This window comes from Bradyrhizobium sp. IAR9, assembly GCF_013408065.1.
Taxonomy (GTDB): Bacteria; Pseudomonadota; Alphaproteobacteria; order Rhizobiales; family Xanthobacteraceae; genus Bradyrhizobium.
Window position 1 is genome coordinate 282,897 of record NZ_JACBZW010000005.1, and the last position, 24,655, is coordinate 307,551.

General features: G+C 64.9%; 22 protein-coding genes and 1 pseudogene. 12 read left to right on the forward strand and 11 right to left on the reverse strand.

What is annotated here, in order from left to right:
• The first annotated feature begins 120 nt into the window (after positions 1 to 120).
• Positions 121 to 763, forward strand: a pseudogene (locus GGD67_RS16150) (glutathione S-transferase family protein).
• Positions 764 to 773: 10 nt separating this feature from the next.
• Here the strand turns inward: GGD67_RS16150 and GGD67_RS16155 are convergent.
• Together GGD67_RS16155 and GGD67_RS16160 are read right to left on the reverse strand one after the other, a co-directional pair.
• A complete protein-coding gene (locus GGD67_RS16155; protein WP_018316569.1) occupies positions 774 to 1,580 on the reverse strand; it encodes a Crp/Fnr family transcriptional regulator in 807 nt (268 codons plus the stop codon).
• A gap of 252 nt (positions 1,581 to 1,832) precedes the next feature.
• A complete protein-coding gene (locus tag GGD67_RS16160; protein WP_179734174.1) occupies positions 1,833 to 2,912 on the reverse strand; it encodes a SecDF P1 head subdomain-containing protein in 1,080 nt (359 codons plus the stop codon).
• 249 nt (positions 2,913 to 3,161) lie between these two features.
• Between GGD67_RS16160 and GGD67_RS16165 the strand changes: the two genes are divergently transcribed.
• From GGD67_RS16165 to GGD67_RS16180, 4 genes are all read left to right on the forward strand, one after another.
• A complete protein-coding gene (locus GGD67_RS16165; RefSeq protein ID WP_179734176.1) occupies positions 3,162 to 5,069 on the forward strand; it encodes an acyl-CoA synthetase in 1,908 nt (635 codons plus the stop codon).
• A gap of 196 nt (positions 5,070 to 5,265) precedes the next feature.
• Positions 5,266 to 7,083: a caspase family protein gene (locus tag GGD67_RS16170; RefSeq protein ID WP_179734178.1), complete on the forward strand. Its 1,818-nt coding sequence runs from the start codon at positions 5,266 to 5,268 to the stop codon at positions 7,081 to 7,083.
• Positions 7,080 to 8,918, forward strand: coding sequence for a caspase family protein (locus GGD67_RS16175; protein WP_210286494.1), 1,839 nt, complete (start codon positions 7,080 to 7,082; stop codon positions 8,916 to 8,918). Before GGD67_RS16170 ends, GGD67_RS16175 begins: the two co-directional genes overlap by 4 nt.
• The gene (locus GGD67_RS16180; protein ID WP_179734180.1) at positions 8,915 to 10,768 is read left to right on the forward strand and encodes a caspase family protein; all 1,854 of its coding nucleotides are present in this window, start codon (positions 8,915 to 8,917) and stop codon (positions 10,766 to 10,768) included. The genes GGD67_RS16175 and GGD67_RS16180 overlap by 4 nt, the downstream gene beginning before the upstream one ends.
• Before the next feature lie 79 nt (positions 10,769 to 10,847).
• Here GGD67_RS16180 and GGD67_RS16185 read toward each other — a convergent pair whose 3' ends face one another.
• Entirely contained in the window at positions 10,848 to 12,017 is a 1,170-nt protein-coding gene (locus GGD67_RS16185) for a M20 aminoacylase family protein (protein ID WP_179734182.1), read from the reverse strand.
• 106 nt (positions 12,018 to 12,123) lie between these two features.
• Positions 12,124 to 13,431 carry an adenylosuccinate lyase gene (gene purB, locus GGD67_RS16190; protein ID WP_179734184.1) on the reverse strand — a complete coding sequence of 436 codons (1,308 nt, stop codon included), beginning with the start codon at positions 13,429 to 13,431 and terminating at the stop codon, positions 12,124 to 12,126.
• A 557-nt stretch (positions 13,432 to 13,988) separates the two neighbouring features.
• Here purB and GGD67_RS16195 point away from each other — a divergent pair.
• Positions 13,989 to 14,576 carry a TetR family transcriptional regulator gene (locus tag GGD67_RS16195; RefSeq protein WP_018316559.1) on the forward strand — a complete coding sequence of 196 codons (588 nt, stop codon included), beginning with the start codon at positions 13,989 to 13,991 and terminating at the stop codon, positions 14,574 to 14,576.
• 15 nt (positions 14,577 to 14,591) lie between these two features.
• Here GGD67_RS16195 and GGD67_RS16200 read toward each other — a convergent pair whose 3' ends face one another.
• The 3 genes from GGD67_RS16200 to GGD67_RS16210 all read right to left on the reverse strand — a co-directional run bounded on the left by GGD67_RS16200 (position 14,592) and on the right by GGD67_RS16210 (position 17,036).
• On the reverse strand, positions 14,592 to 14,900 hold the full coding sequence (locus GGD67_RS16200) for a hypothetical protein (protein WP_018316558.1): 309 nt from the start codon (positions 14,898 to 14,900) through the stop codon (positions 14,592 to 14,594).
• Positions 14,901 to 15,007: 107 nt separating this feature from the next.
• The gene (locus GGD67_RS16205) at positions 15,008 to 15,658 is read right to left on the reverse strand and encodes a response regulator transcription factor (protein ID WP_179734186.1); all 651 of its coding nucleotides are present in this window, start codon (positions 15,656 to 15,658) and stop codon (positions 15,008 to 15,010) included.
• A 7-nt stretch (positions 15,659 to 15,665) separates the two neighbouring features.
• A complete protein-coding gene (locus GGD67_RS16210; protein WP_179734188.1) occupies positions 15,666 to 17,036 on the reverse strand; it encodes a sensor histidine kinase in 1,371 nt (456 codons plus the stop codon).
• Between the two features lie 199 nt (positions 17,037 to 17,235).
• Between GGD67_RS16210 and GGD67_RS16215 the strand changes: the two genes are divergently transcribed.
• From GGD67_RS16215 to GGD67_RS16235, 5 genes are all read left to right on the forward strand, one after another.
• Positions 17,236 to 18,033: a MotA/TolQ/ExbB proton channel family protein gene (locus tag GGD67_RS16215; protein WP_179734190.1), complete on the forward strand. Its 798-nt coding sequence runs from the start codon at positions 17,236 to 17,238 to the stop codon at positions 18,031 to 18,033.
• The gene (locus GGD67_RS16220; protein WP_179734192.1) at positions 18,030 to 18,716 is read left to right on the forward strand and encodes a hypothetical protein; all 687 of its coding nucleotides are present in this window, start codon (positions 18,030 to 18,032) and stop codon (positions 18,714 to 18,716) included. Before GGD67_RS16215 ends, GGD67_RS16220 begins: the two co-directional genes overlap by 4 nt.
• The gene (locus GGD67_RS16225) at positions 18,709 to 19,314 is read left to right on the forward strand and encodes a hypothetical protein (protein WP_018316553.1); all 606 of its coding nucleotides are present in this window, start codon (positions 18,709 to 18,711) and stop codon (positions 19,312 to 19,314) included. Before GGD67_RS16220 ends, GGD67_RS16225 begins: the two co-directional genes overlap by 8 nt.
• A gap of 131 nt (positions 19,315 to 19,445) precedes the next feature.
• Positions 19,446 to 20,186, forward strand: a complete 741-nt coding sequence (locus tag GGD67_RS16230) for a metallophosphoesterase (protein ID WP_179734194.1) — start codon at positions 19,446 to 19,448, stop codon at positions 20,184 to 20,186.
• A gap of 6 nt (positions 20,187 to 20,192) precedes the next feature.
• Positions 20,193 to 21,632, forward strand: a complete 1,440-nt coding sequence (locus GGD67_RS16235; protein WP_179734196.1) for a bifunctional serine/threonine-protein kinase/universal stress protein — start codon at positions 20,193 to 20,195, stop codon at positions 21,630 to 21,632.
• 24 nt (positions 21,633 to 21,656) lie between these two features.
• On the opposite strand, the gene GGD67_RS16240 is transcribed toward GGD67_RS16235, so the two are convergent.
• From GGD67_RS16240 to rpe, 4 genes are all read right to left on the reverse strand, one after another.
• On the reverse strand, positions 21,657 to 21,848 hold the full coding sequence (locus tag GGD67_RS16240) for a hypothetical protein (protein ID WP_018316550.1): 192 nt from the start codon (positions 21,846 to 21,848) through the stop codon (positions 21,657 to 21,659).
• Between the two features lie 210 nt (positions 21,849 to 22,058).
• A complete protein-coding gene (locus GGD67_RS16245; protein ID WP_177237224.1) occupies positions 22,059 to 22,199 on the reverse strand; it encodes a hypothetical protein in 141 nt (46 codons plus the stop codon).
• A gap of 90 nt (positions 22,200 to 22,289) precedes the next feature.
• On the reverse strand, positions 22,290 to 22,877 hold the full coding sequence (locus GGD67_RS16250) for a hypothetical protein (protein WP_018316547.1): 588 nt from the start codon (positions 22,875 to 22,877) through the stop codon (positions 22,290 to 22,292).
• 47 nt (positions 22,878 to 22,924) lie between these two features.
• A complete protein-coding gene (gene rpe, locus GGD67_RS16255; RefSeq protein ID WP_018316546.1) occupies positions 22,925 to 23,626 on the reverse strand; it encodes a ribulose-phosphate 3-epimerase in 702 nt (233 codons plus the stop codon).
• A 255-nt stretch (positions 23,627 to 23,881) separates the two neighbouring features.
• On the opposite strand from rpe, the gene GGD67_RS16260 reads away from it, so the two are divergent.
• A complete protein-coding gene (locus GGD67_RS16260; protein ID WP_179734454.1) occupies positions 23,882 to 24,655 on the forward strand; it encodes an EF-hand domain-containing protein in 774 nt (257 codons plus the stop codon).

Genomic DNA, 24,655 nt, shown 5'->3' on the forward strand with positions numbered 1-24,655 from the left:
TGCAGCGCCGTCGAAGCGGCACCGCGCTGCATCCGGGACACAAGACCGAGATGCGTCCCCGGCAATGGCAGGCTATACGCGTCTTCACGACGTGCCCAACTTACCGCTGCAGGAGGCCGCATGCTCACCGTCCATCATCTCGGCAAGTCTCAGTCCGAGCGCATCGTCTGGCTGTGCGAGGAGCTGGGGCTTGACTACGAGCTGAAGCGCTACGCCCGCGATCCCGTCACCATGCTGGCGCCCCCGGAGTACAAGGCGCTGTACCCGAGCCGGGGCGGCGCCCGTCGTGACCGACGGCGATCTCGTGCTCGCGGAGTCCGGCGCCATCGTCGACTACATCGTCGCAAAGTACGGCAACGGCCGTCTGGTGCTCGGCCCCAATGATCCCGCCTTCCCGCAATTCCTGTACTGGCTTCACTTCGCCAATGGCACGTTGCAACCCGGCATGGGGCGGATGATGATTCTGAATCGACTCGATCTTGCAAAGGATAACCCGACCCTGCTTGCCATGAAGGGACGGCTCGATCGCTCCTACGATCTCCTCGACGCCCGCCTTCGCGATGCCGAATATCTGGCGGGCAATGCCTTCACCACCGCCGACATCATGATGGGCTTTTCGCTGACGACGATGCGCTACTTCCAGCCCTACGATGTCCAACGCTGCCCGAACGTGGTCAAATATCTCGGCCGTATCAGTGCACGTCCGGCCTATCGGCGCGCGATGGAGAAGGGCGACCCCGGCACGGCGCTGCTGCTAGGCTGAGCAGCGGCGATCACGCGATCCTGTTCGTCGTGGCCGCCCGCTCCGTGGCGAGCTGCTTCTGCAAACGATCGATGTTCTGCAGCAGGCGCTGGCTGGTCAGCACCAGGAAGTAATAGCCGAACTGCGGGTCCTGGAAGTAGATCTCGAGCAGCCGGTCGTAGGTGATCGTCAGCACCTGGCCATCCTCGATGCATTCGATCGTTCCGGTGCGCCGGTTGTCGGGCGTCAGGAAGCCGAGCTCTCCCATCAGCGCTCCGGGCCCGATCTCGACATTGATCTCCTTGACCAGGAACTTGCCGGTGACCGTGAGGAGCATCTCCTTGGCAGGATCGCCCAGTTTGAACAGCGTGTCGCCGCTTCGATATTTGCGCTCGGTCATGAATGGCTTGAGCCATTCGATCGACATGTCGCCTTCGGCGGCATGGCGCGCCTTCTTGACCAGCTTGAGCATCTGCCGCAGGCGCAGGGCGTTGATCGGAAGCAGCAGCAGATAGAGCAGGAACGTCGCGACGTTGGCGGAGAGCGCGCCGAAAACGGCGAAGAACGCGCAGCCGATCATGTTGGCGACGCGCAGCGGCACCATGGTCCGCATCAAGAGGGTGGCGACGAAGAAACCGGCGCCGACCGCGGCGAACAGATTGGCAAACGTGATGTTGTGGACGAAAATCTCCAGCAGCCTATTGAAGATCGCGTCATAGGTGACGTTGTTCGGATCCAGGCCCATCTGGACCAGGATCTTCGCGATCCTGAGGTTGTCCGTTGCCGCATCGAGAATGCGGTCGAGGATTGAGGAAATGTCTGCGCTGCCGGACGGCATGGTACTAACCCCGCGTAAGGCTTTCAGTCCTGGTCGGTATGCTCGACACGTATAGCCGAAATCGAATGACGGCCGCCTGAAATGAAGCCTTTGGCCGTCACGCCGCAAGAGGCAAATTTTAGCCTGATCGGGCGTTTCGGCAATTGCCCGTTGGTTGTGCGTCCGGCCGCAACGCGGCCGTGATTCGGGGCGGGCTTCGGCGTCGCGGAACGGCCGGATGCCCCTGGTGGGGCGCGTCTGACGATCTTCGCCTTATGGCTTGGCGACGGGTTGGATGACCTGCTGCTCGACGAGGCCAAGACGTCCGGGCAGCGAGCCGGCGCGCAGCAGCATGGCGACGCTGTTCGCCTCTTCCAGGGTGAAGTTGCCGGAAATCTGGACGGAGCCGCCGGTGATGGGCTCGCGGATCACCGGGGAGGAGATCACCTTGTCGTCGAGCGCGATGGCGAAGGGCATTCCAACGTTCTCTGCGGTGATGTGAGCGAAGCGCCGCGTACCGCGGCCGTTGAAGCGGAACGAGGCGATCGGCTCCTTAGTGCCGCTCGAGAATCCCGGTCCCGCGTAGCTGATGTCGTCGCCGTCGAGCGCGCTGGCCTTGACGAGATAGGGAAGCTTGTCCTTGAAGCCGAACATCACTTCCGTGCCCTCAGGAGGCGTGCCGGATTGCGCCTGCTCCGCCGACATCGTGACATCGATCAGGCGGAAGCTGACCTTGACCTTCCTGGCGAAGATCGCGGTGATGCGCTCGGGCTCCATCGTGCCCGGCAGAAAGATGCGGATGCGGTCCGTTCCCTCAGGCTGGACGCTGGCCAGAGTGACGCCGGCGTCCTTGAGGCGCTGCTCGATCATGGCGATGGAATCCTCGACGAGATCGCGCAGCCGTGCGGCGGATGCGGCATCGGTCGGCGCGAGCCTGATCAGCCCGTCTCCGGCGTCGGTCACGGCGAGGGCGTGCGTGGGCAATCCCTCTGCCGCCGAGGCGAGCTTGCGCGTCAGCAGCTCGCGGCCCTTGGCGTCCGCGATCTTGACCTCGACGCCGCCGTCACGAATCGCAAGGCCGGAGAAGGCGATCCGGCCCTCGCGCAGGGTCTTGTAGACGTCGTCGCGCAGATCCGTGGTGACCGCCTCCCGCAAGGCGTCACTGTCCACCTTGTAGATGATGCGCGATCCGCCCAGCTTCTCCATCTTATCGGTGATGAATGCCGCGATCTTGGCCCGCATCTTGTCAAGCTGGCCGTCCGCGGCGAATGTTGCGGAGGGCAGCGCGATGGCTGTTGAGATAGCGCACGCGGCGATCAGCCGTGTGATGCGGTTCCGCAGGGACATCGTCATGGTGACCTCAAGTCTTGCGGCAGGGCGCTGGCGAGCGAATTCAGTGCCAGTTCTAGGTCCCCGGATCGGCCGCAGAGGTTCAAGCGCCTTAGGTTCGCGTTCGAGTGCCGCAGCCCGTTGGCAATGGACGAACGCCAAATCATCCATCATTCTGTCGGCGCCCGGCCGGCCATCGGTCGGGGCCTCGCCGACCCAAAAATGTCAAAAGACAGGGGGCGTGGACATACATCTGAGGGAGGACGGAATTCCATGGCGGGCATCCACGCGCTCGATCGGCTCATTGGCAATGACTATCCGGATCTTTTGACCGACGAGGAGGTCCGGGCGTTCGAGCGGGTCCCCTATGCGGACCGCATCGCTGCCGAGAGCACGCTTGACGCCATCAAATTGGGCGCGGCGCGCAATCCCGACGGCGCGGCGATCCAGTTTCTGCAAAATGCTGATCCCGCCGACACGCCACTGGTGGTCACCTACCGCGATTTCATTGCGCGCGTCACGCAGGCTGCCAACATGTTTCACGCGCTCGGCGCGGAGAAAGACGACGTCATCAGCTTCATGCTGCCGCTGGTGCCGGATGCCTTCGTGACGCTGTTCGGCGCGGAGGCCGCCGGCATCGCCAATCCCGTCAATCCGCTGCTCGAGCCGCACCAGATCGCGGAGATCCTGGAAGCTGCGAACACCAAAATCCTGGTGGCGCTCGGGCCGATGCCGGGCACCGATATCTGGCAGAAGGTCGAGCAGATCCGCCCGCAACTCAAGCACCTCAAGGCGATCGTGCAGGTGTTCGGCGGCGGCGATCCGGCGAATGGCATCTTTGCTTTCAGCGACCTGATCAAGCAGCAGCCGTCGGATCAGCTTGTCAGCGGGCGCAAGATTTCGGGTGCCGACATCGCGGCCTATTTCCACACCGGCGGCACCACCGGCACGCCCAAGCTGGTGCGGCACACGCATACCAACCAGGTCTACCAGGCCTGGGCGCTCAACCTGCTGCTAAGGGCGAAGCCCGGTGCCAATTTGCTGTTCGGCATGCCGCTGTTTCACGTCGGGGGATCGCTGACCCAGGTGCTGACGATGCTGTCGGGCGGCGGCTCGCTGGTCGTGCTGTCGCCGAGCGGCTGGCGCAATCCGAATGCGGTGAAGAATATCTGGAAATTGGTCGAGCGCTTCAAGCCGGAAGCGCTGTCGAGCGTGCCGACGGTGCTCGCCGCAACGCTCGCGGTGCCACCTGATCAAGCCGACATCTCAAGCCTCAAATATGCCGCCGGAGGCGGCTCGGCGATCCCCGTCGCGGTCGGCTCGGCGATCCAGGACAAGCTGAAGCTGCCCGTGGTCGAGGTCTACGGCATGACCGAGACCTCGAGCGTGCACACGCTGGCCTATCCATCACGGCCGATCCGGCTCGGCTCGGTCGGCTTGCCCATGCCTTATGCGCGCGTGCGCATCGTGCAACTCGATGCCGATGGTCGCCTGATCCGCGACTGCGCTCCGGATGAGATCGGGGTCGTCATCATGGCAGGGCCCGGCGTGTTCGGCAGCTATCTCAACGACGAGCACAACAAGGGCGCGTTCGTCGACGGGGTCTGGGTCAATTCCGGCGATCTCGGCCGGCTCGACGCCGACGGCTATCTCTGGATCACCGGTCGCGCCAAGGACCTCGTGATCCGTGGTGGCCATAACATCGATCCCGCGCCGGTCGAGGAGATCATGTTCCGGCATCCCGCGGTCGGCTTCGCCGCCGTCGTCGGCCAGCCCGACGCCTATGCCGGCGAACTGCCGGTGGGCTACGTGCAGTTGAAGCCCGGCGCGACCGTGGAGCCCGGCGAACTGGAATCCTGGGTTCGCGAGCGCACGCCGGAGCGGGCCGCCGTCCCGGTGCAGGTCATTCCGATCGACCCGATGCCGGTGACCGGTGTCGGCAAGGTATTCAAGCCTCAATTGCGCTGGGACGCGGCTGAGCGCGTGTTCACCAAGGTGCTCACGCCGCTGGTCGAGCGCGGCATCGATTGCAGGGTCAAAGTCGGTGCCCATGGCAGTCACGGATCGATCGCCACCGTGACCCTTGCCGGCCTGCCATCGGACCAGCGCGAGGCGGTTGCGAGCGAGGTACACGCGCTGCTTGCACCCTTCGTCATGCGCCACGAGGTGGTGCAAATGTAAGCGGCCGGGACAGACGGCGGCGTCACCTGGAAAAACCAGGGTGACGCTTCGCCGCATTATCCTTACCCCCGTTAGACCGGCTTGTGTGACAGGAATCACATAGGAAGAATTAGCAATCGGCGACGCTAGCGAATAGTCTCAGGGAATTGCATCCGGGGGGACGCAAGTGATTCCGTTTCGGCTATTTGCTTTGTTGATGTTTGCGATTGGCCTTGCCTGCGGACCGGCGCATGCCGACCGGCGGGTCGCGCTCGTGATCGGCAATTCCGCTTACAAGAGCGCGCCCAAGCTCGGCAATCCCGTGAACGATGCCACGCTGGTCGGCGGCATGTTCAAGAAGGCGGGCTTTGATTCCGTCGACGTCCGGCTGGATCTCAGTGCCAGCGAGATGCGGCGCATGCTGCGCGAGTTTGCCGGCAGGTCGCGCGATGCGGACATGGCGGTGATCTACTACGCCGGCCACGGCATCGAGCTCGACGGCAACAATTATCTCATTCCGACCGACGCGACGCTGGAGACGGATGGCGACGTTCTCGACGAGACCATTCCGGTCGAACGCGCGCTGTTCGCGGTCGAGCCGGCCAAGCAGCTGCGCCTGATCATCCTGGATGCCTGCCGCGACAACCCGTTCGCCAAGTCGATGAAGCGCACGCTGGCTTCACGCGCCGTCGGGCGCGGGCTCGCCAAGGTCGAGCCGACCAGCCCGAACACGATGATTGCGTTCGCGGCCAAGGCGGGATCGACGGCGTCCGATGGCGATGCGCGAAACAGTCCGTTCGCCGCTGCGCTGGTCGAGCATCTGCCAAAGCCGGGCCTTGATCTGCGCAAGGCCTTCGGCTTCGTGCGCGACGACGTGCTCAAGAGCACGAACTACAAGCAGGAGCCCTATGTCTACGGCTCGCTCGGGGGCGACGACGTGCCCCTCGTCGTGCGGCCGGCCGCGACCGGTCCCCAGGCAAACCCGCAGGATGCCATCCGCAGGGATTACGAGCTCGCGCTTCAGCTTGCGACGCGCGACGGCTGGGAAGCGTTTCTGGCGGCGTATCCGGACGGTTTCTACGCCAACCTGGCCAAGGGCCAGTTGAACAAGATCGCCGCCGAAGAGACGCGCGCTTCGGCTGAGCAAAAGGCCAAGGCAGCCGAGCAGGAAAAGACGAGGCTGATCGCCGAGCGCGCCCAGAAGGCCGAGCAGGAGAAGGCGGCAGCTGCTGCCAAGGCGGCGGAAGAGGCGCGGATCGCCGCAGAGAAGCAAAAGCAGATCGAGCAGGCGAAAGCGGAAGCGGCCGAGCACCAGCGCAAGGTGGCTGAGGCGGCGGCTGCGAAGGCGCTTGCCGAGAAGCAGGCCGTGGAGAAGGCCAAGGCCGAGCTTGCCGCGAAGCAGGCGGCGGAGAGGGCTGAGCAGGCCGCAAAGCCGGCTGCCGACCGGCAGCTGCCCGAAGTCGAGAACCAGAAAGTGGCCGCGCTCTCGCCGGGGCCGACACCCACATTGTCAGCGGCTGACCTCGCCAAATCCGTACAGAGCGAATTGCGCCGCGTCGGGTGCCTGACGTCGGCCGCTGAGCGCGAGTGGAGTTCGGCTGCGCAGCGCTCACTGACGCTGTTCAACAAATATGCCGGCACCCAGCTCGACGTGAAGCTCGCGAGCGTGAATGCGCTCGATGCGCTGAAGGCGAAGCCCGGACGGGTGTGCCCGCTGGTGTGCAATTTCGGCTTCAAGGCCGACGGTGACCAATGCGTCAAGATCACCTGCCGCGCCGGCTATCGCGTCGGCGACGATAACGAGTGCGAGAAGGTGCCGGAGAAGAAGCCGGTCGCGACGCGCGAGGACACGCGGAAGCGCGACGCAGACCGCAGGGCAAGCGAAACCGCGCCGTCGGCACCGCAGGCATCCGGCCAGATATTCTGCAATGCTGCCGGCTGCCGCCCCGTCGGCAAGGGATGCAGAATAGAGCGCGCCAGCACCGCTGATGCGAGCGCCGTGATGGCCGGCCGAACGAGAGAGGTCTGCAATTGAGAGCGTATCGCTTCATTGCTGCCATCATCTTCGGGACCTGGCTCGTTTGCGGGCCAGCGCAGGCCCAGAAGCGCGTCGCGCTCGTCATCGGGAATTCCGCCTACAAGAGCGCTCCGAAGCTGGGCAATCCGGTGAACGATGCCGGCTTGATCGGAGGTATGCTCAAGAAAGCCGGATTCGACACGGTCGACGTCAGGCAGGACCTGAGCGCACCTGAAATGCGCAAGGCGCTGCGGGAGTTCGGTACCCGGACACGGGATGCCGACATCGCGGTCATTTACTACGCTGGCCACGGCATGGAGGTGGATGGCACCAACTATCTGATCCCGACCGATGCCGCGCTCGAGGCCGACACCGACGTCTACGACGAGGCGCTGCCGATCGATCGCGTGTTGGTGAGCATCGAGCCTGCCAAGCAGCTTCGGCTCGTCATTCTCGACGCCTGCCGCGACAATCCCTTTGCCAAGACGATGAAGCGCACGGTGGCCTCGCGCGCGATCGGGCGGGGCCTCGCCAAGATCGAGCCGACCACCCCGAATACGATGATTGCGTTCGCGGCCAAGGCAGGTTCGACGGCGTCCGATGGAGACTCCCGGAACAGCCCGTTCGCTACGGCTCTCGCAGAGCACCTGCCAAAACCGGGCCTCGATCTGCGCAAGGCATTCGGCTTCGTGCGCGATGACGTGCTGAAGAGCACCGCGAACAAGCAAGAGCCTTTCGTGTATGGCTCGCTCGGCGGCGACGACGTGCCGCTCGTTCCTGCCAAGCCCGTTGCGACCGGCCCGCAAGCCAATCCGCAGTCTGAGCTCAGGCGAGACTATGAACTTGCGCTCCAACTCGGCACCCGTGACGGCTGGGAAGCGTTCCTGGCGCAATATCCTGAGGGATTCTATGCGAATCTCGCCAAAGGCCAGTTGAACAAGATCGGCGCCGAAGAGACGCGTGCTTCAGCCGAGCAAAAGGCGAAGGCCGCCGAGCAGGAAAAGACCAGGCTTATTGCCGAGCGCGCCCAGAAGGCCGAGCAGGACAAGGCGGCCGCTGCGGCCAAGGTTGCGGAAGAGGCGCGGATCGCCGCAGAGAAGCAAAAGCAGATCGAGCAAGCGAAAGCGGAAGCCGCCGAGCACCAGCGCAAGGTCGCCGAGGCGGCCGCAGCGAAGGCATTGGCCGAGAAGCAGGCGACCGAGAAAGCCAAGGCCGAGCTCGCCGCGAAGCAGGCGGCAGAAAAGGCGGAGCAGGCCGCAAAGCCGGCCGCCGATCGGCAGCTGCCCGAAGTCGAGAACCAGAAAGTGGCCGCGCTCTCGCCGGGGCCGACACCCACATTGTCAGCGGCTGACCTCGCCAAATCCGTACAGAGCGAATTGCGCCGCGTCGGGTGCCTGACGTCGGCCGCTGAGGGCGAGTGGAGTTCGGCTGCGCAGCGCTCACTGACGCTGTTCAACAAATATGCCGGCACCCAGCTCGACGTGAAGATCGCGAGCGTGGACGCGCTCGATGCCCTGAAGGCGAAACCGGGGCGGGTCTGCCCGCTGGTTTGCAATTTCGGCTTCAAGGCCGACGGCGACCAATGCGTCAAGATCACCTGCCGCGCCGGCTATCGCGTCGGCGAGGACAATGAATGCGAAAAGGTCCAGGAAAAGAAGCCGGTCGCGACGCGCGAGGAGTCGCGGAGGCGGGATACGGATCGAAAGCAAACGGAAGCCGCACCGTCGGCGCCCCAGGCGTCCGGACAGATGGTCTGCGGCAACGCGGGGTGTCGGCCGGTCGCAAAGGGGTGCCGTCTCGGAACGGCGAAGCAAAATCACGGAGTCACTGTCACCACCGAGATCTGCAATTGAGCGTGTATCGGCTCATTGGCGTGATAGCCCTTGCGACCTTGTTCGCTTGTGGGCCTGTCTGGGCCGAAAAGCGCGTCGCGCTCGTGATCGGCAACTCCGCCTACAAGAACACGCTGCGGCTCACCAATCCCGTGAACGATGCTGCCCTGATCGGCGACATGTTCAAGAAGGCCGGTTTTGATGCGGTCGACGTGAAAACAGACCTGAACGCCTCCGAGATGCGGCGGACGCTGCGTGACTTTGCCGGCAGGGTCCGCGACGCCGACATGGCTGTGATCTACTACGCTGGCCACGGCATCGAGCTCGACGGCAACAACTATCTCATCCCGACCGACGCCATGCTGGAGACCGACGGCGACGTTCTCGACGAGACGGTTGCGCTCGATCGTGCGCTGTTCGCCGTCGAGCCGGCCAAGCGGCTGCGCCTCGTCATCCTCGACGCCTGCCGCGACAATCCCTTTTCCAAGACCATGAAGCGCATGGTGGCCTCGCGCGCGATCGGGCGAGGTCTTGCCAAGGTCGAGCCGACCAGCCCGAACACGATGATCGCGTTCGCGGCCAAGGCGGGATCGACTGCATCCGACGGCGATTCCCGCAACAGTCCCTTCGCCACGGCGCTGGTCGAGCACCTGCCGAAGCCGGGGCTTGATCTGCGCAAGGCGTTCGGTTTCGTGCGGGACGACGTTCTGAAGAACACCGGCAACAGGCAGGAGCCCTATGTCTACGGCTCGCTCGGCGGCGACGACGTGCCGCTGGTGCCGGCGAAGCCGGCCGCTGTCGCGGGGCCGCAGGCCAATCCACAGGACAGCGTGCGCAGGGACTATGAGCTTGCGCTTCAGGCGGGCCTGCGTGAGGCCTGGGAAGCGTTCCTGCAGACCTATCCGGACGGCTTTTATGCGAACCTCGCCCGCGTGCAGTTGAAGAAGATTGCGGCCGAGGAGGAGCGCACGGCGGCGACCGAGAAGGCCCGGCAGGCCGAGCAGGAGAAGGTGAAGCTCGCCGCCGAACGGGCCCACAAGGCGGAGCTGGAAAAGGCCGCCGCTGCCGCCAAAGCCGCCGAGGACGCGCGGATCGCCGCGGAGAAGCAGAAGCAGGTCGAGCAGGCGAAGGCTGAAGCGGCCGAACGCGAGCGCAAGATCGCCGAGGCTGCGGCCGCGAAAGCGCTGGCCGAGAAGCAGGCGGCGGAGAAGGTCAAGGCCGAACTCGCCGCGAGGCAAGCCGCCGAGAAAACCGAGCAGGCCGCAAAGTCGGGGGCCGATCGACAGTTGCCCGAGGCCGAGCAGAAAGTTGCTGCCCTCTCGCCTGCACCAGCATCCACCTTATCGGCGGCTGATCTTACAAGATCCGTCCAGAGCGAGTTGCGCCGTGTCGGCTGCCTCACCTCGGCTGTGGAGGGCGAGTGGACGTCGGCCGCGCAGCGCTCACTGACGCTCTTCAACAAATATGCCGGCACCCAGTTCGACGTGAAGCTCGCCAGCGTCGACGCACTCGATGCCCTCAAGGCGAAGCCGGGGCGCGTATGTCCGCTGGTGTGCAATTTCGGCTTCAAGGCAGACGCCGATCAATGCGTGAAGATCACCTGCCGCGCCGGCTATCGCGTCGGTGACGACAACGAGTGCGAGAAGATCCAGGAGAAGAAGCCGGTCGCAACGCGCGAGGATTCGCGGAGACGGGACGCAGACCGGAAGGCAACCGAAGCTGCGCCGTCCAAGCCGGAAGCGAGCGGACAGGTCTTTTGTAACTCGGCGGGATGCCGCCCAGTACAGAAGGGCTGCAGGCTCGTGTCCGGGGCTACGCCCGGAAGATATAACGCCGCCATAGGAAGCGGCAACTACGAGGTCTGCAACTGATCGTGCTGTACCGTAGGGTGGATTACACCAGCGGACTGCGCTTTGCGCAGCTGCGGGCGAATCCACCCTATATCCCTTCCTAGGCCGGCATCCGCGTCTCGATCATGCGCACCCAGAACGAGGCGCCGTGGCCGAGGATGTTGTCGTTGAAGACGTAGGCCGGGTGGTGGCACTCGTTGCCGTCGCCCATGCCGACCAGCACCATCGCGCCGGGACGCGCCTCCAGCATGAACGAGAAATCCTCGGCGCCCATCATCGGGATGAACTTGTCGTTGACGCGATCGGCGCCGACGATGTCGCGGGCAACGTCCGCGGCAAGGCCGGCCTCGCGCGCATGGTTCATCGTCACCGGATACATCCGGCTGTATTTGGTCTCGGCCGAACCGCCATAGGCGCGGGCGACGCTATCGGCGACTTCGCCGATGCGGCGCTCGACGAGATCACGCACCTCGGGATCGAGCGTGCGCACGGTACCGCCGAGCTCGGCGACCTCCGGGATGATGTTGAAGGCGGTGCCGGAGTGGAACTGCGTGATCGAGATGACGGCTGACTTCAGCGGATCGACGTTGCGAGCCACGATCGATTGCAGCGCGTTGACGATCTGCGAGCCGATCAGCACGCTGTCGACGGATTTGTGCGGGCCCGCGCCGGCGTGGCCGCCCTTGCCGTGAACGGTGATCTGGATGTTGTCGGAGGAGGCCAGCATCGCGCCGGGGGTGGTCGCGAAATGGCCTTCGGGCAGGCCCGGCATGTTGTGCATGCCGTAGACCTCCTGGATGTTCCAGCGCGTCATCAGCCCGTCCTCGACCATGGCCTTGCCGCCACCGCCGCCTTCCTCGGCGGGCTGGAAGATCATGATCGCCGTGCCGTCGAAATTGCGCGTCTCGGCGAGATATTTGGCGGCGCCCAGCAGCATCGCGGTGTGGCCGTCATGGCCACAAGCGTGCATCTTGCCGGGGACCTTCGACGCATAAGGCACGCCCGACGTCTCCATGATCGGCAGCGCATCCATGTCGGCGCGGAGCCCAATGGTCTTGCCGGAGGCGGATTTGCGGCCGCGGATCACCCCGACAACGCCGGTGCGCCCGATACCCGTCACCACTTCGTCGCAGCCGAATTCGCGCAACTTCTCGGCGACGATGCCGGCGGTGCGGTGGACCTCGTAGAGCAATTCGGGGTTCTCGTGGAAGTCATGGCGCCAGGCGGCCATTTCGTCGGAGAGGGCGGCAACGCGGTTGACGATGGGCATGGGGTGGGATCCGTTTTTTCTTCGTAGGGCGGGTTAGCGTAGCGTAACCCGCCGCGATGCCGGGACGGAAGGCGGATTACGCTACGCTAATCCGCCCTACAAGATGTCAGCTTTCGCCGAACACGCGCCTGAAGATCGTGTCGACGTGCTTGAGGTGATAGCCGAGGTCGAACTGCTCCTCGATCTCGGCGTCCGAGAGATACTTCTTCACCTCGGTGTCCTTCTTCAGCAGCTGAAGGAAATCGCCTTCGCCGCGCCAGACCGGCATCGCGTTGCGCTGCACGAGCTTGTAGGCGTCCTCGCGGCTCGCGCCCTTCTGCGTGAGCGCCAGGAGCACGCGCTGCGAATGCACGAGGCCGCCGAGACGGTCGAGGTTCTTCTGCATGTTGGCGGGATAGACCAGGAGCTTGTCGATCAGGCCGGCGAGGCGCACCAGTGCGAAGTCGAGCGTCACGGTGGCATCCGGGCCCATCATGCGCTCGGCCGAGGAGTGCGAGATGTCGCGCTCGTGCCAGAGCACGACGTTCTCCAGCGCAGGCGTCACATAGGCGCGCACCATACGGGAGAGGCCGGTGAGGTTTTCCGACAGCACCGGGTTGCGCTTGTGCGGCATCGCGGAGGAGCCCTTTTGTCCTTCCGAGAAGAACTCTTCGGCCTCCAGCACTTCGGTGCGCTGCATGTGGCGGATCTCTACCGCGATGCGCTCGACCGAGGAGGCGATCACGCCGAGCGTCGAGAAATACATCGCATGGCGGTCGCGCGGGATCACCTGGGTCGAGATCGGCTCGGGGACGAGGCCCATGGCTTTCGCAACGTGCTCTTCGACGCGCGGATCGATCTGCGCGAAGGTGCCGACGGCGCCTGATATGGCGCAGGTCGCGACCTCCTTGCGCGCCGCGATCAGGCGCTCCTTGGCGCGCGAGAATTCGGCATAGGCATAAGCGAGCTTGAGGCCGAAGGTGACGGGCTCGGCATGGATGCCGTGGCTGCGGCCGATGGTCGGCGTCATCTTGTGCTCGAAGGCGCGCTTCTTGAGCGCGGCCAGCACCTTGTCGAGGTCGGCGAGCAGCAGGTCGGCGGCGCGGGTGAGCTGGACGTTGAGGCAGGTGTCGAGCACGTCGGACGAGGTCATGCCCTGGTGGACGAAGCGCGCCTCGGGGCCGACGATCTCGGCGAGGTGAGTGAGGAAGGCGATGACATCGTGCTTGGTCTCGCGCTCGATCTCGTCGATGCGGGCGACGTCGAAGGTGGCGTCCTTGGCCTTGGCCCAGACGGTTTTGGCGGCCTCCTTCGGGATGGTGCCGAGCTCGGCGAGGGCGTCCGCCGCATGCGCCTCGATCTCGAACCAGATCTTGAACCGGGTCTGCGGCTCCCAGATCGAGGCCATTTCCGGGCGGGTATAGCGGGGGATCATCTGACGGCTCCAGGAAGGTGGGCGGGCGATCCCAAGGGGCGGCGCCGGCCAAAATGCTTTTTACGCCGTGATTTAACAGAGCAGGCAGGGCGAAACAAACGGTCTGGGCCCCGGGAGAGGGGGATCGCCGAGCTATCCACCGGACCGGTTAGCAGGGGTGGCGACCCCAGCCGCAAATATTAACTGTCAATCACGGATCATTGACTGACAGATATTGAAATCTGTCAGCGGGACGTGTATATCCGTTCTCGGACGCTCCGATTGGGCGTCCCGCGACAAGCCCCGGGGAGCCCGACATTCGAACCAAGCTCGGATCGGAGGGCGGATTGAAGAGCGGGGACCGCGGACGAATGGAGACTTAAGAGAATGACAACCGAAATCATCAACCTCACCGGCGCGATTGGGCATTGGCTCAATTTGCTGGTGGCGCGCCAGATCGCGGCGCAGGCTGCAAAACTGCCTCATTAAGGCGAGAGCTTTCCGAAACGGCCGGCATGGGCGCTTCGGAAGCAGCTCCATCGCCGGATAACTGAGCCCAACGGGAACATGGTGCTGGCATGAATGAAGCCGTTGTCTTGACGCCGGAGCGGATCCTCGAAGTGACCGAGGACGTCTTGCGGCGTTACGGACTTGCCAAGGCCACCGTGGTCGACGTTGCCCGTGCGCTCGATGTGAGCCACGGCAGCGTCTATCGCCATTTCCCGAGCAAGGCCTCGCTGCGCGAGGCCGTCGCCAAACGCTGGCTGGACCGCATCGACGCGCCGCTCCGCCAGATCGCCGCGGAGCAGGGCCCGGCGCCGGCGCGGCTCGAGCGCTGGCTGCGCACGCTGTTCGCCGCCAAGCGTTCGCGTGTGCTCGACGACCCCGAGATGTTCGAGACCTATCTGACGCTGGCGCGCGAGGCCTGCGCGGCCGTCAAATGTCACAAGGACACCATGATCGACCAGATCTCGGCGATCCTGACGGACGGCGTGAAGCAGGGCGCATTCGCCATCGGCGACGTCAAGACCACTGCGCGCGCGATCTTCGATGCCACCGTCCGCTTCCACCATCCGGCGCATGCCGACGAATGGAAGGACGCTGATCTGCCGGCGCGTGTCGACGCGACGCTCGCGCTGGTGCTGCGCGGCCTGAAGGCGGCCTAGACCCGGAGGCCTATCTCACCCTCTTGCCTTGTGAAGAAGCGCACTCTCCCGAACGGGGGGCGCGGCCGTTGCGTGCCTGCGCGGCTGAAACGCACCGCCGTTGGTCGCCGGTACGACTGGCGGGCTCTCCGGATATGCATTGACCGCGATTTCGACGGCATCCTTTGACCGCTTTCGAAGGCGGTAGAATGTCAGCTCCTGCTCGAGCATGGGGCAGCGGAAGTGGACGACGGCCGTATCGGGCAGGCGGCAAAGTTCATCGATGAGCTCGCCTACGGTGATGATCGGGGGATGGTCGACTGCCTTGTGATGAGCCTTACTCATGGCGATTCCTCCACTCTACTCCTAACCGGAGCCGGATGGCCTCCGTTCCATCGGGCCCGGCAGATTCGAAGTCTTCAAGTGACGTGGGGAAAGCGGCAGCCCCGCTGCTAGATCTTCGTCAGCCCGCAGGTCGCGGCGAGCCGCACCAGCTGCGCGTCGGTGCGCGCGCCGGTCTTGGTCTTGATCAAATAGTGGTAGTTCTGCACTGTCTTCACACTGAGATTGAGATGCGTCGCAATCTGCTCGGTGGTGGCGCCGCCGGCAAATTGACGCAGGATCTCGATCTCGCGTTCGCCCAGCTGATCCAGCGCTGAGCCCGCCGACAGGCTGTCCTCCGTGAGGATGTGCGCGATATCGTCGCTCATGGCCCGCTCGCCGCGCGCGACAGCGCGGATCGCGGTGACGACGGCGGACGGCTCGCTGCTCTTGGTAACGAAGCCGCTGGCTCCCGCGCTGAAGGCGGCTTTTACCAGCACGGCCTCGTTGTGCATGGTGAAGACGAGGATCCGCGCCCGCGGACTGCGCGCGCGGATGTTGCGGATCGCCTCCAGCCCGCTCGCGCCGGGCATCGAGATGTCGAGCAAGACGACATCGGGATCATGCGCCTTGAATGCGCCGTAGGCGTCCGCGGCGTTGTCGGCCTCCGCCACGACATGCAGGTCGCCCTGGCTTTCCAGCACGCGCCGATAGCCTTGGCGGACGATCGGGTGGTCGTCTACGAGCAGCACGGAGATGCCTGTTGCTGCAACCTCGCTCATTCCGCCCTCACGCGGCCAGCGGGATAGTGGCGGCGACACTGAGGCCGCCGCGGGCAGGCAGGATCGAGAGCGATCCGCCGGCCGCCGTGACGCGCTCGCGGATGCCGGTCAGGCCGAAGCCGGCCGATTGCGAGACGCGCTCCGCATCACCGCCGCCGTCGTCCTCGACGCGGATCAGCAGCGCGTCGTCCTCGCCGGCCCGGCGTTCGATGCGCAAAGAGATCTCGCGCGCCGCACCGTGACGCAGCGCGTTGGTCAGGCATTCCTGTGCCACGCGATAGGCCGTGGTGGCGGCCGGGCCGCTGATGTCAGTGAGGTCACCCCTGAGATCGAGCTGGATCGTCGGCCGCGCCGCGCTCTGCGAGCGCCAGCTGTCGACGAGGTTGACGAGGCTTGCCTCGAGCCCGAGCTCCTCGGGCAGGGGATTGCGCAGACGCTTCAGCGCATCGCGGAGCGATGCCATCAGATGATGGGTCGCCTGCGAGATCATGCGCGCATCCTGCGCGATGCCATTATCCCGGTTGTCTTTCGTGCTCGCCGTTTCGATCGTGTTGGCGAAGGCGAGAATGGCGGAAAGATTCTGTCCGAACTCGTCGTGCAGCTCGCGGGCGAGGGCGCGGCGCTCGTCGTCCCGGATCTCGATCAGGCGCCGCGTCAGCGCGGCGCGCTGCTCGGTAGCTTCCTCCAGCCGGCCGCCGAGCTCGTCGACGGCGCCGCCGATCATCGCCAGCTCCATGGAGCGGAAGCGCGGCAGTTTGGTGCGATACTGCCCGCGCGCCATGCGCTGCAGGGCGGTCACGATCGTGCGCGCCGGTGCCAGCGCGTGCGCGATCGCCAGCGAAGCCAGCAGCGCGATCGCCGCCGCCATCAGTAGCGCGACGTCGATCACGTTGAGGATGTATTCCCAGGCGAGCGAGATGGCGGCCGCGGCATCCGGCGTCGCGACCACGGTGCCGGCGGTCGCGGCGCGGGGACTGACGGGCCGGACCACCTCGGCGTGGCTGCCGAGGAAGGTCGGCACGATCGCGGCGAACCAGCGCGGCGGGGTCTTGCCCAACCCCTCGCTCTGGCCGCAGAGCGGCTTCTCGAATGCCGCAGCCGGCTGGAACTCGACGCAGACGCCGGGCGAGATCAGCTTCATGGTCTCCAGGGTGCGCCAGTCCGGAACGGGCAGGAGATGCTCGCGCGCTCTGCTGCTGCGCAACAAAAGCTCGCGCCAATACAGCGCCTGAAGCGCCTGCGCGACCCGCTGCGCCGAGGCCGCAGTGGACCGGTCGACGCTGCGATAGGCGTCGAATGTGGCCCATATGGTTGCCGCGCCAAGGCACAGGGCCACGATAAGCAGCAGACGGGCGACAAGCTGAAGCACGAGGCGCATGCGATCATCCCCGACGTTTGATAAGCTCAGCCTAACAACGCCGCCGCGCCTTGCCAATTGCGGGGTGTGGCGGGACTGCTGCTCAGGCAAATTTCCCAAGCCGGATTGGGCATGGGTCTTTGGACCTGATACGGCGGCTTTGATCTAATCGACCGGAAATCTTTGCAGGCCAATCGTTGCGGGCCGGGAGCAGTGCAGCATGAGTTCGATCACGATTGGACCGATCGCGGGAACCGGGACCGACCCATCCGAGCGTAGCGCGCTCCTGTTCTGGATGATCTTCACGGGGCTCTCGATCTTCGCCGTCGTGCTGCTATGGCGGTTCGGCCTGATCCATTTGATGCTGACCTCGGACCGGACCTACATTTCGAGCGTCATCGCGGTGCTCTATGTCCTGACCTGCGGCCACTGCTTCCTGCGCACGCGAGCGATCGCGCGTGAAGGCGCAGCGGCGCGGCGCTGCCGTGAGGCGCTCGCGGCGCCTGACGGTGGCAAGGTGCTCGATGCGAGCGCGGCGGCGCTGCCGCGCGGGCTGGTGCGCGACCACATCCAGAGCCTGGTGACGAAAGCGGCCGCGCAGGGCTACCGCCCGGTCGACCAGACGCTGCTGCTGCGGACACTCGCGGACCGGCTGCGCGGCTCCAATGGATTCGGCGCCTTCGTCTCGGATACGCTGATGAAGCTCGGCCTGCTCGGCACCATCGTCGGCTTCATCATCATGCTGGCGCCGATCGCGGGGCTGGATGCCGCCGACAAGGTCGCGATGCGCTCCTCGATGGGGCTGATGAGCGACGGCATGGCGGTCGCGATGTACACGACGCTCGCCGGCCTCGTCGGCTCGATCCTGGTCCGTATCCAGTACTACATGCTGGATGCCGCGACCCAGCGGGTGTTCTCGGATGCGGTGGTGCTGACCGAGACCTATGTGACGCCGGTGCTGGAGCGCAAGGGGTCTGAAAAGGGGTCTGGGATCAAGGGTGCCGGGATCCCGTCATGATGGATGATTTCGGTCTCTATCCGCGCGAGGAGCCGTTCGATCCGCTGGGCGTGATGCTGTTCAAGGCGCTCCAGGTGATCGCGTTCCTGTTCTTTCTTGCGCTGCTCGCGGTCTCCCCGGATGCCAAGGAGGGCAAGATCGATTCCAAGGCGGAGTTCATGATCACGCTGGACTGGCCGGACAGCCACCCCGACGATCTCGACCTGTTCGTGCAGGATCCCGCCGGCAATATCGCCTGGTACCGCCATCGTGAGGCCGGCTTCCTGACGCTCGATCGCGACGACCGCGGCGGGGCCAACGACTTCATCATCGTCGCTGGCAAGAAGATCGCCTCGCCCATCCGCGAGGAGATCGTCACCGTGCGCGGCATCCTCGCCGGCGAATACACCGTCAACGTCTCGCATTTCGTGGCGACGACAAGTGAGCCCGTTACGGCCAATGTGAAGGTGCAGAAGCTCAATCCGACCGCGCAGGTGGTCTTCGACAACAAGTTCACGCTCGATCACACCGGCGACGAAAAGACCGCGGTGCGGTTCCGGATCGACGCCGAAGGCAAGGTCGTCAATGTGGACCAGCGGCCGAAATCGCTGCTGGAGACGTTCCGCAGCAGCTGGCGCAACGGGGCCGATCTCGACCCGAGGACCGGGGTGAGCAGTAACGCCAAGAGGATACGCCGTGACTAATCTGCAAACGGTCATCCTCACGCTGTCGGTTGCCTATGCCGTGATCGGTGCGCTGCTGCTGATCGTGCTGGTCTATGGGCGGCTGCACTGGTCGTTCAAGGCGGTCGCGGTGGTGGTCACCAGCGCGTTCTACATCGTCAGCTTCAGCGAGATGCGCGGCCTGCTCGGTTGGGCCAGCACCGACCGGCTGCCGACGACGTTCAAGCTGCTGAAGTCCCGCATCGTCGAGCCGCATTCGCTTCAGGGTGACCCCGGCTCGATCTATCTGTGGGTCGAGCAGCTGGACGAGGACAATCGCCCGAGCGGCATTCCGCGCGCCTTCCGCGTGCCCTACGACGACAGGCTCGCCGACAAGACCCATGCCGCGGAGAACGAGATCGCTCTGGGACATCCGCAAGGCGGCCGCGCCGCCGATTTCGGCGGCGGCGATGGCAGCCTCATCGATATGGTCCGCGAATATGTGACGCCGAAGACCATTTTGGAGACCACCGGCGGCGATTCCTCGACCGGCGAATTCCTTGCCCCGCCGGCAGGCGCGCAAGGCGCCGTGTTCACGCCGATACCGCCGCCCCGGATGCCGCCAAAGGACGAGCAATAGGCCCTTCGTCATCGCCGCAGGATCATCACCGCAAGGCTGCGCTGGTAAACGGCGCGGCGCTGGCGCATGGTTTTGACCTCCCTCAATTTGGCCTTACCGGCCTTCAATAAGAATTGGAGGGTGGAGGGTGCGTGCTCCTAGCTGTCTTTTCGGATATCCATGGCAACAGACAGGCCTTCGAGGCCTGCCTGAAGGCCGCCCGCGCGAGGGGCGCGGAGCGGTTCGTCCTGCTTGGCGATTTCGTCGGCTATGGCGCCGATCCGGAATGGGTGGTGGATACCGCGATGGAGCTCGTTGCCCAGGGTGCGATCGCCGTCCGCGGCAATCACGACCAGGCGGTCAATTCCTCGACGGAGACCATGAACGCCGAGGCGCAAATCGCAATCGAATGGACCCGCGGCCGGCTTGATACCGCGCAGCGGCGGTTCCTGACCGAACTGCCGATGCTGGTGGAGGATAGCGATCGTCTCTTCGTGCATTCGGAAGCCTCCAGCCCCCAGCGCTGGCACTATGTCCGCTCGACGGTGGACGCCGCCAAGAGCCTGATCGCGACGCCCGCTCATGTTACGTTTTGCGGCCATATCCATCGTCCCGCGCTCTATTCGATGTCGGTGACGGCCAAGATGACGAGCTTCGTGCCGAAGACCGACGTCCCGGTGCAGCTGCTGCGCGGACGGCAATGGCTCGCCGTGCTCGGCTCGGTCGGCCAGCCCCGCGACGGCGATCCGTCGGCAGCCTTCGTCTTGTTCGACACCGAGATGTGCCAGATCACCTACTGCCGCGCGCCCTATGACATCGGGACCGCGGCGGACAGGATTCGCGACAACGGCCTGCCGCACTGGCTCGCCGATCGGCTCTCGCAGGGGCGCTAGAGGCCGATGCCGAAGCCCCTGGTCAAATCCGGTGCGTTGATCGATGGTTACACCATCGGTGAATGCGTTCATGCCGGCGGCATGGCGACGTTGTGGACGGTCACCCATCCCGGCATCGACATGCCTTTGCTGATGAAGATCCCGCGGGTGTCGGAGGGCGAGGACCCTGCCGCGATCGTCTCCTTCGAGATGGAGATGATGATCCTGCCGCGGCTGGCGGGTCCGCACGTCCCGGCCTGTTTCGGCACCGGCGATTTCGCGCACCAGGCCTATGTCGTGATCGAGCGCATCGGCGGCACCACGCTCTACAAGCGGCTGCCTGACCTGCCGTTGCCCTACGACGAAGCGCGGCAGCTCGTCGCCAAGATCGCAACCGCGCTTGCCGATCTCCACCGCCAGAACGTGATCCATCACGACATCAAGCCGAGCAGCATCATGTTCCGCGAAACCGGCGAGGCGGTGCTGATCGACTACGGCCTGTCGCATCACAACCACCTGCCGGATCTTCTGCAGGAGGAATTCCGCCTGCCTTACGGCACCGCGCCCTACATGGCGCCCGAGCGGCTGTCAGGGGTGCGCGACGATCCGCGCAGTGATCTGTTTTCGCTTGGCGTGCTGCTCTATTTCTTCACGACTGGCGAGCGGCCGTTCGGCGAGGGCGAGACGATGGGCGCGATGCGGCGCCGGCTGTGGCGCGATCCGTATCCGCCGCGAAGCTTGCGCACCGACTACCCGCTCTGGCTTCAGGAAATAGTGTTGCGGTGTCTCGAGATCGAGCCGGTATGGCGCTATCCGACGGCATCCCAACTCGCCTTCGATCTCGCCCATCCGGACCAGGTCAAGCTCACCGCGCGCTCGGAGCGGGTGAAACGCGACCCAATCGGCGTCGCATGGCGTCGCCGCTTCAACCAGGGCGTCATGGCGCCGCGCGCGAAATCGGATGTCGCCGCCCAGATCGCATCGAGCCCCATCCTCGCCGTCGCGCTCGACACCGTGGAAGGCGCACCGGAGCTGAACGAGGCGCTGCGCGTGACTACCGAGCGCATCCTTGCCACCTTGCCGTCAGCACGGCTTGCCTGCGTCAACGTGCTCAAGCTGAACCGGATCGCGATCGACCGTACCCTGGACGAGCAGGGGTCCAACAAGCATATCGACCGCCTGGTCGCGCTCAGGCATTGGGCGACGCCGCTCAAGCTGGATGAGAGCCGGCTGTCGGCTCATGTGCTGGAGGCGGTCGATCCCGCCGCCGCGATCCTGGAGTTCGCCGAGGTCAACCAGGTCGACCACGTCATCATCGGCGCGCGGCAGAGCTCGTTCAGGCGCACGCTGCTCGGCAGCGTCTCGGCCAAGGTGGCTTCGGAAGCGGCCTGCACCGTCACCGTGGTGCGGCCGCCGCGGATGGCTGGGGACGCCGGCGAGCCCAATGCCGGCGAAGTGCCGGGATAGGCCGCCTGTCGACTTGAGGCTGGATTAGGCCGCGTGGACGGAGTGAACGGTGCGCTTGCGGCGGATCGGCCAACAGAATTGCGGGCCGGGCTCGCCGTGATCCGGACTGCCGCCGAAATATTGGATGATCTCGCGGCAGGGCTCGCAATTGAACAGGTTACGCGACGCGGATGCCTTGGTCATTTCCTTGAGGCAGTTCGGGCAGTGCGGTTTCATGGGAGGTGGTCCGGAAAAGAGTGTCTCAGTGTCGGCGCCGCGAAGGAAACGAATGATCGAGGTCCGAACAGTCGAACCCGGCATCGTCGTCTAGCCCGCCATCGGCTCGCTCGAGGCGGCCGAAGAAATAATCGAGGCCCGGATGCGGGCGCCGTGGAATCCGGCACCTGCGTTTAGGCTGACGCTTCACGAGAGCGATCTGCATGGACGTCAGCCCCTGTCGCGGGCGCGACGGATGTTGCGGGCCGAACGGGCCGGAGCCTCGACCGGGCCGGCCGACGGACCGAGCACGACAAACGCACTGAAACCAATCCACAACGCCACGCCAGTCCAAACCAGGGTCGTCGTCATGATGTGCTCCCGCGAAAACAGGCAGGAATCACTTGCAGTGATTTGCACGAATCAGTGAAGTCCGGATGAGTACGGACGAAGGCTACAATTTTAAGCTTTACCCGTAGAAGCCGCAATTCTTTCCAGGTGCGACCGACTTACTTTGCCGGTGCGCGCATGATCGAGGATATCCCGGATGCGCCGTGCGTCTCGAACGCAGCGAAACCCATAGCGCCCGGTGTAGTCGGTATCGGGCGAGCGGGTCGAGCGCCCTGACGCAAAGTTGAGGTGGCCGACGCCGCCGCCGATGTCGAGGATTTCGAACACTGCATCCATGGCGTCGAACGAAGTAGCCGTCACGCTGCGTCTGCTCCAGGCCGTGCGCACGATCAGCGCGCGGTGGTCGGTGATCACATAAAGCGTCTGCAGGTCTTGCAGCAGCATCACGAACGGAGCTGCAACAATCCCAACTCCAAGCATCGCGAGAGGTTGGGTCGCTTGGTCGATCCAATCGTTCCTGACGGCGATGACGGTCAGCAACAACCAGGGAAATCCGATACACCAGAGAAATCGCCACATTGCCGCGCGGGCGATGCCGTCGGGCTGCCCCTGCCAGACCACTTGCTCTCCATCCTGAAGGGACTCGGCGAGAAGACGAAGCAGGCCGGCAGAAAACGGAGTGGCGCGGAGTTCATCCATCCCCGTTGGTCGCAGCGGCAGCAGCTCCGGTTCGGACAGCGATGGTCTCAGACCGCCTCGCCGCGTGCCCCCAGTGCTGCGTTGCGGATCGCGGCGATGTTGGCTTTGTACGAGTCCAGCGTGCCGCCCTTGAACACGGATGTGCCGGCGACGAAGGCGTTGGCGCCGGCCGCGGCGAGCGCGCCCGCAACTTCGGGGCCGACGCCGCCATCAACCTCGATGTCGATCGGGCGTCCGGCCGTCATCGCGCGGATGTCGCGGATTTTGCCGATCGCGGAAGGGATGAAGGCCTGGCCGCCGAAGCCGGGATTGACCGACATCACCAGCACGAGGTCGACGAGGTCGAGGACATATTCGAGCGTGCTGATCGGCGTGCCGGGATTGAGCGAGACGCCGGCCTTCTTGCCGAGCGCGCGGATCGCCTGGAGCGAGCGGTGCAAATGCGGACCGGCCTCCGCATGCACCGTGATGTGGTCGCAGCCGGCTTTCGCAAAGGCCTCGAGATAGGGGTCACAGGGCGAGATCATCAGGTGCGCGTCGAACACCTTCTTCGTGTGCGGGCGCATCGCCTTGATGACATCGGGGCCGTAGGAGATGTTCGGGACGAAGTGACCGTCCATCACGTCGAGATGGATCCAGTCCGCGCCGGCGGCGTCGACGCTGCGCACCTCCTCGCCGAGCCTGGAGAAGTCCGAGGCCAGGATCGAGGGCGCGATTGCCAGGGGGCGGGGGGCGAAGGCTTGGGTCATGGCGCGGTTTCCCGTGGCGGCCGAAAGAAGATTGGGCCTCGCCTAACATGGGCCTCCGCGGTCGGCAATGCAGGGCAGGTGTGCTTCCTGTGGGCGGAAATTTCTGCCGCGACCGGCATGATTTGCCGGTGTTCCCGGGCCGTCGAAGGTGCGGTGGCGGCGGATTTCATTGAACTTTTTGCGCTGGTACGACGCTTGCTGACGTTACCCGACAGAACATTGGCCGCGGCATGCCGCGTCGGTTGGAGTTGTGCAATGCTGTTAGCCCTTGGCGCCGTGTCCAGCGCGCTCGACGCGATCCAGTCGCTGACGAACTCGAAGTCGTCCTCGTCGACGCAGAAGGCCGGATCTTCGCAGGGCGCAACCAATCCGTTCGCGATCGATAGCGGCAGCAGCAGCACGACCAGCGGCGCGACCTCGTCGGGCAATGCGGGGAGGTATCCGCAGATTTCGGCGGAGACGATGAACGCGCTGTTCGCGGCGCAGAGCCAATCGGCCGACGGCTCGGCTTCGTCGAACTCGACGTCCTCGACGTCGAAAGGTCGGGAGGCTGCACTGAAAGATCTGTTTTCGCAGATCGACGCGGATGGCGATGGCAAGATCACAAAATCAGAATTTGAGGACGCGCTCGGCGCCGGTGGCACCAATCTGGCGAAGGCCGACGAGGTGTTCTCGAAGATGGATGCGAACGCCGACGACAGCATCAACCTCGGGGAAATGACCAAGGCGCTGACGAGCGGCCGTCACGGCCACCATGCGCATGGCGCGGACGGTGCGGGCGATGCCTCCGGCAGTGGCTCGGGTTCTTCCTCGCCCGGCGGCGGATCGACCACGACCACGACGACCGCTGCCGACGGCTCGACCACGACGACCGTCACCTATGCCGACGGCTTCAAGATGTCGACGACGGTGCCGGGCGCCTCCAGCCCCCGCAATTCGGCTTACGATCTGTTCGCGCAGTTGATGCAGCAGCAAGGCGGGCAGGGCTCTTCGGCGGCTGCCGGTTCGTCGATGTCGATGAGCGTGTGA